This is a genomic window from Sulfitobacter sp. HI0040 (assembly GCF_001634885.1).
Classification (GTDB): domain Bacteria; phylum Pseudomonadota; class Alphaproteobacteria; order Rhodobacterales; family Rhodobacteraceae; genus Sulfitobacter.
The window spans coordinates 1-8898 of the sequence record NZ_LWEX01000115.1; the positions used below are offsets into that span (position 1 = coordinate 1).

Sequence of the window (8898 nt, forward strand, 5' to 3'; positions counted from 1 at the left end):
TTTTCGCTGTCATCTGGTCGATGGTCTTCCTCATCGCGCTGCCGATCCGGGTGCAGACGCAGGGCGATGCGGGAAAGATCATTCCCGGGACCCATTCGGGCGCGCCGGAACAGCATCACCTGAAACGGAAGGCACTGTGGACGACAGCCATAGCCATCGTGCTTTGGATCGTCATCGCGGGCATCATCCTTTCGGGATGGATCAGCGTTGACGATCTCGAAGGTTGGCTCAATCCTTCGGGTGTGGCAGCACGTGGAACAGGTGGGTAAAGGTCGCCGCCCCCAGAATCGGGATCAGCAGGTTCAGCAGCGGTATTGAAAGCGGAACGGCCATCAGCACGCCTGCGGCCCAGATCGTGGTCATATGCCGCCGTCGCAACTGGCGCGCGCCCGCCCGCCCCACACGGCGCATGGCCGCCATTGTGTAATATTCACGCCCCAACAGAAAGCCGTTGAGCGCCCAGAAGATGAACGGCGCGAAAGGGGCGAAAAAGACATAGAGAGCCAGCGCAAAGAGGTTGGCGGCGATCAATACACCCAGAAAATTGATCGTATCGCGGATCGAATCCCCGATGGACGCCCCCGCCGCGGGCGGAAGGGCCGGATAATGCGTACGCTCCACGGCCTCGGCCACGTCGTCCAGAAACATGGACGTGATGGCGGAGGCCACGGGCACCATCAGGAAGACGGAAAGAACCGCAAGCAGCAATACCGCGCCCCAGCTGAACAGATCGTCAAGCCATGTGACTTCGCCCAGCAGGGGGACCCAGTTCTCCTCTCCGGTGAGCCAGTCGATGAAGACGGCGAAACCGGCGGTGAAGCCGATCAGAAGCAGCAGGGCAGATATGATCCCAAGAAAGAAGACGCGCCTGAAGGACGGGTCCGCCAACTGGCCGAGTGCGAGATAGAATGAACGGAAGATCAGCGGGAAAGCCATGTGGTAATGCTTTCGATGTCAGGACGTGGCCGTTCTGGTGGGGCGGAACGTTCGGTGCCGATATGAACGAAGCCCGCGATACGTTCGTGATCCTCAAGCCCCAGCGCATCGCGCATGAAGTCGCGATCGTGGGCGGGCCAGCCGGTCAGCCAGTTGGCCCCCCAGCCCGACGCAAGCGCGGCGTTCAGCAGGGCCAGGCAGACGGCGCCGGCGGAATAGGTCTGTTCCAAGGCGGGGATCTTGTCCGACGGACGATGTACCTCGATGACCGCGACCGCGAGGTTGCCCTGATCGAACTGGCTGCGGCCTTTCTCTATCGTTTCGGGGTCGTGGCCCCGGGCCAGCCCGAGACGGCCGGCAGTCTCCGCAAGGCGCGGCATCGCGTCCGCATCGACAACAATGAAGCGCCACGGCTCCAGTTTGCCGTGATCGGGGGTGCGGGCGGCCGCGCGCAGCAGCGGGATGAGCGCGTCACGCGTGGGCACCGGCAGGCCAAGGGTCTTGGCAGGGCGGGAGCGGCGGGTATTGAGAAAATGCAAAGCGTCGTGGTTTGGATCGGGCATGGTGCGGCTCACATTCCGAGGTGTTCTGCCATACGGTCGATGGACTTGCGCAGGAAATCGTCGAAGGGCGGGGAGGGCTGCCGGATCCTGAAGGACTCCGCCAGCGGATCGGGCGCGGCAATGCTGCTACCGGCGAGTGCGGCGATGGTGGCATGACCGCAGAAGGGCACATAGACCTCTGAATAGCCGCCTTCATGCACGAGCACGAGGCGGTCTTCGCAGACTTCGGCAGCCAGCGTCATCATGCGCTTTGTCATCTCTGCAAAGGTTTCTGCCGTCGCCTGCATCCGCGCCAGCGGATCCACCATAGAGGCGTCGTAACCACAGGCGACGATGATCATGTCGGGGGCGAAATCGCGGATGGCGGGTATCGCCACCCGGTCGAGCGCATGAAGATAGGCGGTGTGCCCCGATCCGGCATGTAAAGGCAGGTTGATATTATACCCTTCGCCCGCCCCGCTGCCGCGATCGTCCAGCCCCCCTGTATCGAGGGGATAATTGCCTTCCTGGTGGAGCGATATCGTCAGCACATCGTCGCGGTCGTAGAATATCGCTTCCGTGCCATTGCCGTGATGCACATCCCAGTCGAGCACGGCCACGCGCTTTACCAGCCCCGCGGCTTTCGCCGCTTCGATGGCGATGGCGATGTTGGCCAGCAGGCAGAAGCCGTTCGGAAAGTCGGGCAGACAGTGGTGACCGGGCGGACGGCTCAGCGCATAGGCGTTGCGGACCTCGCCGCGCGCCACGGCATCGACGGCAGCGACGGCCAGCCCGGCGGACAGCGCCGTAATCTCGTATCCGCCTTGTGCGAAAGGCGTCCGGCGGCCCAACTCGCCCCCGCCCGCGTCGGAGAGCCGCTTGAATTCATCAAGGTAATGGGCGGGATGCACTCGCTCCAACGTCTCCCGCGTGACTGGTTCGGCGGTCCGGACGTCCAGCTCTCGGATGAGGCCCGTCACGTCCATCAGGTTTTTCAGCCGCCGCTTCGTCTCCGGGTTCTCGGGCAGCCCGCCCGCCGCCAGCGGCTGGACAAGGCCCCCGATGGGAAGGGTGAAACTGTAGTTTCCCCCGGCGTGCCAGAAGCAGCGTTCATCCCAATAGAAGGCGGTGGTCATGGCAGGCTCCCTTTGCGGTAACTGCGCCGAAACTGGCGCAGCCCCGCGCGGATGTCCATGGGCGGAAACAGCGCTGGCGCCCCCTCAGCGCGCTTCGGCGAGCAGGGCTTCCAGATCGAGCGGGGCGTTGTTCATGTTGAGATTGCCCTGATTATCGCGCGGCCATTCCTCTGCCGGGCGGTCGCGGTAGAGTTCCACACCGTTGCCGTCGGGATCGCGCAGATAGATCGCTTCGCTCACACCATGATCGGCAGCACCGTCAAGCGTGATCCCCGCCTCGACCACCTTTCGGAATACCGATGCAAGCGCGGCGCGGTCGGGGTAGAGAAAGGCCGCGTGGTACAATCCGGTATGCCCCGGCGGGGGCGGCGTGCCGCCTGCGCTTTCCCAGACATTCAGGCCGATATGGTGGTGGTAACCACCCGCACCGAGAAAAGCCGCCTTTTCCCCGAATTTCTGGTTCAGCTCAAAGCCCAGTATGTCGCGGTAGAAGGCGATCGCCCGGTCGAGATCCGCGACCTTGAGGTGAACATGACCGACGGAGGGGTGCTGTACTGACATGGCGTGTTCCTCTGCGCTATCTGCCATGACTATAGGCTTTGAGAGCCTGTCTTGCCATAGACCGTCGCGCACAGATCCTCTGCGCGAGGAGAGACAGACCCTTCCGCGGTCAGTCGGATCCGACCATGCCGACGATCTCGTAGGTCTTCTTGAGGATCGGTGCCGTGATCTCCCGCGCTTGTGCGGCACCCCGGGCAAGGATGCGGTCGATCTCTGCCGGGTCGTCCATCAGCCGCGCCATTTCCGCCGAGATGGGAGAGAGCTTTTCGACCGCCAGTTCCGCCAGCATCGGCTTGAAGCTGCCGAACTGCTGGCCGCCCATTTCGGCCAGAACGTCGTCGACCGAAAGATCGGAAAGGGCGGCGAAGATATTGACGAGGTTCCGGGCCTCCGGGCGATCCTCCAGACCGGCGGCTTCCGAGGGCAGCGCATCCGGGTCGGTCTTGGCCTTGCGGATCTTCTTGGCGATGGCGTCGGCATCGTCGGTCATGTTGATGCGGCTGGCGTCCGACGGATCGGATTTCGACATCTTCTTCGATCCATCCCGCAGGGACATGACCCGGGTGGCCGCGCCTTCGATCACGGGCTCTGTCAGGGGGAAGAAATCGACCCCGTAGTCGTGATTGAACTTCGCCGCGATGTCGCGGGTCAGTTCCAGATGTTGTTTCTGATCCTCGCCCACCGGCACATGGGTCGCGTGATAGACAAGGATGTCAGCCGCCATAAGCGCAGGATAGCCAAAGAGGCCAAGCGACGCCTTTTCCGCGTTCTTGCCCGCCTTGTCCTTGAACTGGGTCATCCGGCTCATCCAGCCCATGCGGGCCACGCAGTTGAAAATCCAGCCAAGTTGCGCGTGTTCCGGCACCTGGCTCTGGTTGATGAGGATCGATTTCGCCGGGTCGATGCCCGAGGCGATGAACCCCGCCGCCAGTTCGCGGGTGTTGCGCCGCAGCGCCTCCGGCTCCTGCCAGACGGTGATCGCATGAAGGTCGACCATGCAATAGATCGTTTCGAACCCGCCCGCGTCCTGCATGTCCACGAACCGCTTGATCGCGCCCAGATAGTTCCCCAGCGTCAGGCCGCCCGATGGCTGGATGCCGGAAAAGACGCGCGGGGTGAACTGTGTTTGCGACATGGGCGCACCTCTGGGCTGGATCTGGCTGCTCGCCCGGCTTACTCATGGCCGCGAACCCCGTCAAGGAGCGCCCATGTCAGACCCCGAGTTCGAAGCGCCGGTAAACCCGTTGCCGCCCGCAGTAGTGGCCGTTTTCCTGTCGGTCGCGGGGATAGAGGCCGTGCTTTCACTGGGGGAGGCGGGTCTGCTGGGTGGCCCGGGCGCGGTGGGCTGGCGGCTGGGGCTGATCCGTGACTACGGGTTTTCGGGGGATATCTTCGACTGGATGGTGGCCAATGGGCGCTATCCGCCCGATCAACTGCTGCGGCTGGTCACCTATCCGTTCATCCATCTCGGCTTCAGCCATGCTCTTTTCGGCATCGTCCTGCTTCTGGCGCTGGGCAAACTGGTGAGCGAAGCGATGGGCCAGTGGGCTTTTACCGTGATGTTCTTCGGCTCCGCCATTCTGGGGGCCGCGGCTTATGCTGTCGTGCTCGACGATCCCACATGGCTGTCCGGGGCCTATCCGGGGGTCTACGGGTTGATCGGGGGCTATTCCTTTGTTCTCTGGCGCCGGTTGGAAGGGTCCGGACCGGGCCAGTACCGCGCGTTTTCGCTCATCGCTGTCCTGATGGGGCTGCAACTGATCTGGGGTATGCTTTTCGAAACCGGCACGCTCTGGCTGGCGGAGCTTTTCGGCTTCTTCACCGGCTTCGGCCTCAGCTTCGTGCTGGCCCCCGGTGAATGGGACAAGCTGCGGGCGCTGGTACAGCGGCGCTAGTCAGAACCCCGCCTAACCTCTGCGCAGGCTGCGGCGAAAATCCGACAACCGGAAGGCCCCGATCAGCTGGCCCACGCCGAAGTAGCTGACCGCGCCGATCAGGATGAGCGCCAGCAGCGCCAGCCCGCGCCACCAATCCAGCCCCAGAAAAGGCTGCAGGGCGGCATTGCCGAGCCAGAGCGCCCCGCCCATCGCCACGGACGCCAACATGATCCGCCAGATGCGCTGATGGAACCGCGCATCGAACCGTGCCACCTCGGCGCCGAAGCTGCGCGCCCCGATGGCAAGCATGGCGAACATCGCCCAGCCCGCCGCTGTCGTGGCGATCGCGGGTGCGATCCAGCCGACGAAGGGGGCAAGACCGATTGCCAGCGCCGCGTTGATGACCATGGCCGCCACCGCGAAATAGAACGGACGCCGGGTATCTTCGCGCGCAAAATAGATCGGCTGCAGTATCTTCTGAAGAACGAAGGACGGCAGGCCAAGCGCATAGATCATGACCGCCGTCGCGATGGCAGCCGTGTCGTCAACCGAGGATGCGCCCCGTTCGTAAAGGACGCTGACCAGCGCAAAAGGGACCACCATCAGCGCCACCGCCGAGGGGATCGTCAGGGCCAGCGAAACCTCTGCGGCCCGGCTGAGCGCGCTTTGCGCCCCCGGTGTATCGCCTGCGCGCAACCGGCGCGAAAGATCGGGGAGCAGCACGACGCCGACGGCGATGCCCACCACTCCCAGCGGCAACTGGTAAAGCCGGTCCGCCGCAAAAAGCCATGACACGGCCTTGTCGTATTGGCTGGCGACCACCTGACCCACCACAAGGTTCACCTGCATCACGCCGGAGGCCAGCGCCGCGGGCAGGGCGACGACGATCATCGCCTTCATGTCGGGCGTCCAGCGCGGGCGCGACGGACGCAGTGCGAAGCCTGCCGCCGCTGCCGCCCGCCACGTAAGCGTAAGCTGCGCGATGCCGGCAATCGGGATCGACCAGATCAGCCATTCGATCACTCTGCCCCCCGTCAGCGCCGCAATCGTCATGGCGGCAATGACGAAAATATTGAGCAGCACCGGCGCCGCCGCCGCCGCCGCAAAGCGCCCCGTGGCGTTCAGGATCCCCGAAAAGAGGGCCGAAAGGGACATGAACAGGATGTAGGGAAACACAATGCGCCCGTAGTCCACGGTCATGCCGAAACGCGCGTCTTCGGTAAAACCTTCGGCCGTCAGCCAGACAAGGCCGGGCATGAAGATCATGCCAAGCGCGGTCAGCGCCGTCACCGCGAGCGCGAGCCCGTTGAACGCATCGCGCGCGAAGACCGCAGCCTCTTCGCCGCCTTCCAGCCGTTTGGCAAACATCGGAACGAAGGCCGCGTTGAACGCGCCTTCGGCAAAGAAGCGGCGGAACATGTTCGGCAGCCGGAACGCCGCGACAAAAGCGTCCATCACTGGCCCCGGACCGATGAGGGACAGGATCAGTATTTCTCTCACGAAACCGAGCAATCTGCTGAGCAGCGTCCAGATTCCGACGGTGAAGAACCCCGACATGAGGCGAATGGGCTGCATGATCACTCATTCCGAACTGGTGTTCCGGCTTCATTACCTGCAGGGCAAGGGCGGCGCAATGGAGCATAGTGCCGGGCACAATCGAGGGAAAAGGCCGAAATATATCAGGGACATCGCGGAGCGTGCGGGCAATCGCAGGAAAGTTAAAGCAGATTAGCAGCAGACCTTTAGGCCCGAAGAACGATCTGACAGAACGGCCAAGACTTACCACGCCTGATGCGAGAAACCGCGAAATTGTTGCAGAAAATCTGGAAAATTGCGAAGTTGACGGCTCTGGTAGCAAGGGACCAGTAGATGCAGAAGACTTTTGAAGGGGTATCCGCTCTTTCCTTCATCAATGCGATGACCGACGAGGTTGTCGTTCTTGACGATAAGGGCCATATCGTCGCCACCAACATGGCATGGAACGCCTTTTCGGATACGAATGCCGGGGATGCGGACTATTACCATGGGTTGAACTACTTTGACATCTGCAGTTCCGCAAACGGTCCTTCTAGCACCGAGGCGAGCATGGTGCATGAAGGTTTGCGCTCCGTTCTCAAAACCGGGGAGCCCTTCCAGTGTGAATATCCCTGCGACAGCCCGGACGTGAAACGCTGGTTCGAGATGAACGCCTTTCGGTTGATCAATTCGGATGACAGGTTTCTGGTCGTCTCGCACCGTAACGTCACTGTACGGCGCATATCCCAAAGCGATGTGACGGATGCTCACGCCCAGTCAGAATTCCTGTCCGCGCTCGTGGCGACGACGAACGATGCCGTGCTGACCTACGACCTCGATGGCAAGATCATCACCTGGAACCGGTCCGCGGAACGCCTCTACGGCTATACCGCCGAGGAGGCGATCGGCCAGTCGCTGGAGATGCTTTACCCCGCCGACTGGCCCAAGACCATTGAGCAATATCGGGACGAGATCATCGCCGGCAAGTTGACCAACTTCGAAGCCACCCGCGTTGACAAGAATGGCGAAGAGCGTCTGGTTTGGATCAGTTGCGCCCCGATCCGTGGGGCCGACGGTGATATCGTTTCAATCTCGAACATACATCGTGACATCACAGAGGTCCGGCAGGCCGAAAAGGCCCGGGACACGATCGCACATGAAGTCATCCATCGCGCGAAGAACATGCTTTCCGTGGTGAGCGCCATTCATCGGCAGACCGCCCGTTCGGCGACCTCGCTTGAAGAATTCAACAAGGTCTTCGGCGCGCGCATCATGTCGCTTGGCACCTCCACCAATCTGCTGGTGTCGGGGGAATGGTCCCCGGTGCCGCTGGCGCGCCTGCTGGAATCGCAGCTTGCCCCCTTCGTTCCCCGGGAAACCGCGCTGGTGCGACATCAGGGGCTGGACGTAGTACTGGACCCGGATGCGGTGCAGGTCGTCGGGATGGCCATCCACGAACTGGCAACCAATTCGGCGAAATACGGTGTGTTGCTGCAGGAAGCCGGTGTGATCGACATCAATTGGTCCCACAGTGCGGCCGGGCTGGAACTGAGTTGGAAGGAAAACAGCAGGACCGACCCGGCGAACCGCGAAAAAGGCGGTTTCGGCAAGACTGTGCTGACTTCGATGGCGCCGACCATGCTGAAAGCGCAGGCGGGATACGAACTGAACGACGACGGTGTGCATTGGCAGATCGTCATTCCCCAAAGCTACGTCCAGGTCACGCATTGACGTGATGTGACGGGCTGGGCGGAGTCAGTGCTCCGCCCGTTCGACTCCCTCGGCAATGGCGTCGCGCAGGCGCTTTTCCAGCACCTTCTGTTTGCTTTCGGTATAGTATTTCAGGCCGAACATGTCCTTGACGTAGAAGGTATCCACCACCTGCTCGCCATAGGTCGCGATGACCGCATTGGCGATATAGACGTTGGATGCCGCCAGCGTACGCGCCAGATCATAGAGCAATCCGGGCCGGTCACGCGTGTCGACTTCGATGATCGTGTAAATCTCTGACCCTTCGTTATCGAAAGTGATATGAGTGGGCACCCGGAAGGCGCGTTCCCGTTTCTTGACCTTGTCCTTCGATTTCAGTGCCTCCCGGGCGACGACTTCGCCGCGCAGGGTGCGTTCGATCATCTGGCGCAGCCGCGGCAGGCGCGCGTGTTCAAATGCGTTTCCGTCCGCGTCCTGTACCCAGAAGGCATCGGTGACATAGCCGTCGCTGGTGGTGTAGCTGCGGGCATCGACCACGTTCGCCCCCACCAGTGCCAGCGCCCCCGCCAGCCGGGCAAAGATGCCCGGGTGATCCGCCAGCACGAAACTGGCGCGGGTGGC

General features: G+C 62.4%; 10 protein-coding genes. 3 read left to right on the plus strand and 7 right to left on the minus strand.

All coding sequences use genetic code 11. From position 1 onward, the window contains the following. Nucleotides 1-269, plus strand: a 269-nt coding sequence (locus A3728_RS08615) for a DUF1467 family protein (protein WP_067922222.1), incomplete at its 5' end; no start/stop codon positions are given. Here the strand turns inward: A3728_RS08615 and A3728_RS08620 are convergent. The 5 genes from A3728_RS08620 to trpS all read right to left on the minus strand — a co-directional run bounded on the left by A3728_RS08620 (nucleotide 229) and on the right by trpS (nucleotide 4310). Beyond that, nucleotides 229-936, minus strand: coding sequence for an EI24 domain-containing protein (locus A3728_RS08620; RefSeq protein WP_067922227.1), 708 nt, complete (start codon nucleotides 934-936; stop codon nucleotides 229-231). The genes A3728_RS08615 and A3728_RS08620 overlap by 41 nt on opposite strands. After that, the gene (locus A3728_RS08625; protein WP_067922229.1) at nucleotides 921-1499 is read right to left on the minus strand and encodes a nitroreductase family protein; all 579 of its coding nucleotides are present in this window, start codon (nucleotides 1497-1499) and stop codon (nucleotides 921-923) included. The genes A3728_RS08620 and A3728_RS08625 overlap by 16 nt, the downstream gene beginning before the upstream one ends. Before the next feature lie 8 nt (nucleotides 1500-1507). Next, complete coding sequence (locus A3728_RS08630) at nucleotides 1508-2614, minus strand: class II histone deacetylase (RefSeq protein ID WP_067922232.1); 1107 nt, start codon at nucleotides 2612-2614, stop codon at nucleotides 1508-1510. Between the two features lie 84 nt (nucleotides 2615-2698). After that, a complete protein-coding gene (locus A3728_RS08635) occupies nucleotides 2699-3175 on the minus strand; it encodes a VOC family protein (RefSeq protein WP_067922235.1) in 477 nt (158 codons plus the stop codon). Between the two features lie 109 nt (nucleotides 3176-3284). Further along, on the minus strand, nucleotides 3285-4310 hold the full coding sequence (gene trpS, locus A3728_RS08640; protein ID WP_067922238.1) for a tryptophan--tRNA ligase: 1026 nt from the start codon (nucleotides 4308-4310) through the stop codon (nucleotides 3285-3287). Nucleotides 4311-4383: 73 nt separating this feature from the next. Here trpS and A3728_RS08645 point away from each other — a divergent pair, with 73 nt between their 5' ends. Beyond that, nucleotides 4384-5070 carry a rhomboid family intramembrane serine protease gene (locus A3728_RS08645; protein WP_067922247.1) on the plus strand — a complete coding sequence of 229 codons (687 nt, stop codon included), beginning with the start codon at nucleotides 4384-4386 and terminating at the stop codon, nucleotides 5068-5070. Between the two features lie 12 nt (nucleotides 5071-5082). Here the strand turns inward: A3728_RS08645 and murJ are convergent, their stop codons facing one another. Further along, the gene (gene murJ / locus A3728_RS08650) at nucleotides 5083-6627 is read right to left on the minus strand and encodes a murein biosynthesis integral membrane protein MurJ (RefSeq protein ID WP_067922241.1); all 1545 of its coding nucleotides are present in this window, start codon (nucleotides 6625-6627) and stop codon (nucleotides 5083-5085) included. A 294-nt stretch (nucleotides 6628-6921) separates the two neighbouring features. Between murJ and A3728_RS08655 the strand changes: the two genes are divergently transcribed. Further along, a complete protein-coding gene (locus A3728_RS08655) occupies nucleotides 6922-8298 on the plus strand; it encodes a PAS domain S-box protein (protein WP_067922244.1) in 1377 nt (458 codons plus the stop codon). A 24-nt stretch (nucleotides 8299-8322) separates the two neighbouring features. Here A3728_RS08655 and A3728_RS08660 read toward each other — a convergent pair. After that, nucleotides 8323-8898 (minus strand): ACT domain-containing protein (locus A3728_RS08660; RefSeq protein WP_150120699.1); only part of this gene is annotated, 576 nt, incomplete at its 5' end.

Excerpts from the sequence above, each read along its gene's own strand:
- A3728_RS08620 (WP_067922227.1), bottom strand. The coding sequence starts at position 936 with ATGGCTTTCCCGCTGATCTTCCGTTCATTCTATCTCGCACTCGGCCAG.
- A3728_RS08625 (WP_067922229.1), bottom strand. The coding sequence starts at position 1,499 with ATGCCCGATCCAAACCACGACGCTTTGCATTTTCTCAATACCCGCCGC.
- A3728_RS08630 (WP_067922232.1), bottom strand. The coding sequence starts at position 2,614 with ATGACCACCGCCTTCTATTGGGATGAACGCTGCTTCTGGCACGCCGGG.
- A3728_RS08635 (WP_067922235.1), bottom strand. The coding sequence starts at position 3,175 with ATGTCAGTACAGCACCCCTCCGTCGGTCATGTTCACCTCAAGGTCGCG.
- trpS (WP_067922238.1), bottom strand. The coding sequence starts at position 4,310 with ATGTCGCAAACACAGTTCACCCCGCGCGTCTTTTCCGGCATCCAGCCA.
- A3728_RS08645 (WP_067922247.1), top strand. The coding sequence starts at position 4,384 with ATGTCAGACCCCGAGTTCGAAGCGCCGGTAAACCCGTTGCCGCCCGCA.
- murJ (WP_067922241.1), bottom strand. The coding sequence starts at position 6,627 with ATGCAGCCCATTCGCCTCATGTCGGGGTTCTTCACCGTCGGAATCTGG.
- A3728_RS08655 (WP_067922244.1), top strand. The coding sequence starts at position 6,922 with ATGCAGAAGACTTTTGAAGGGGTATCCGCTCTTTCCTTCATCAATGCG.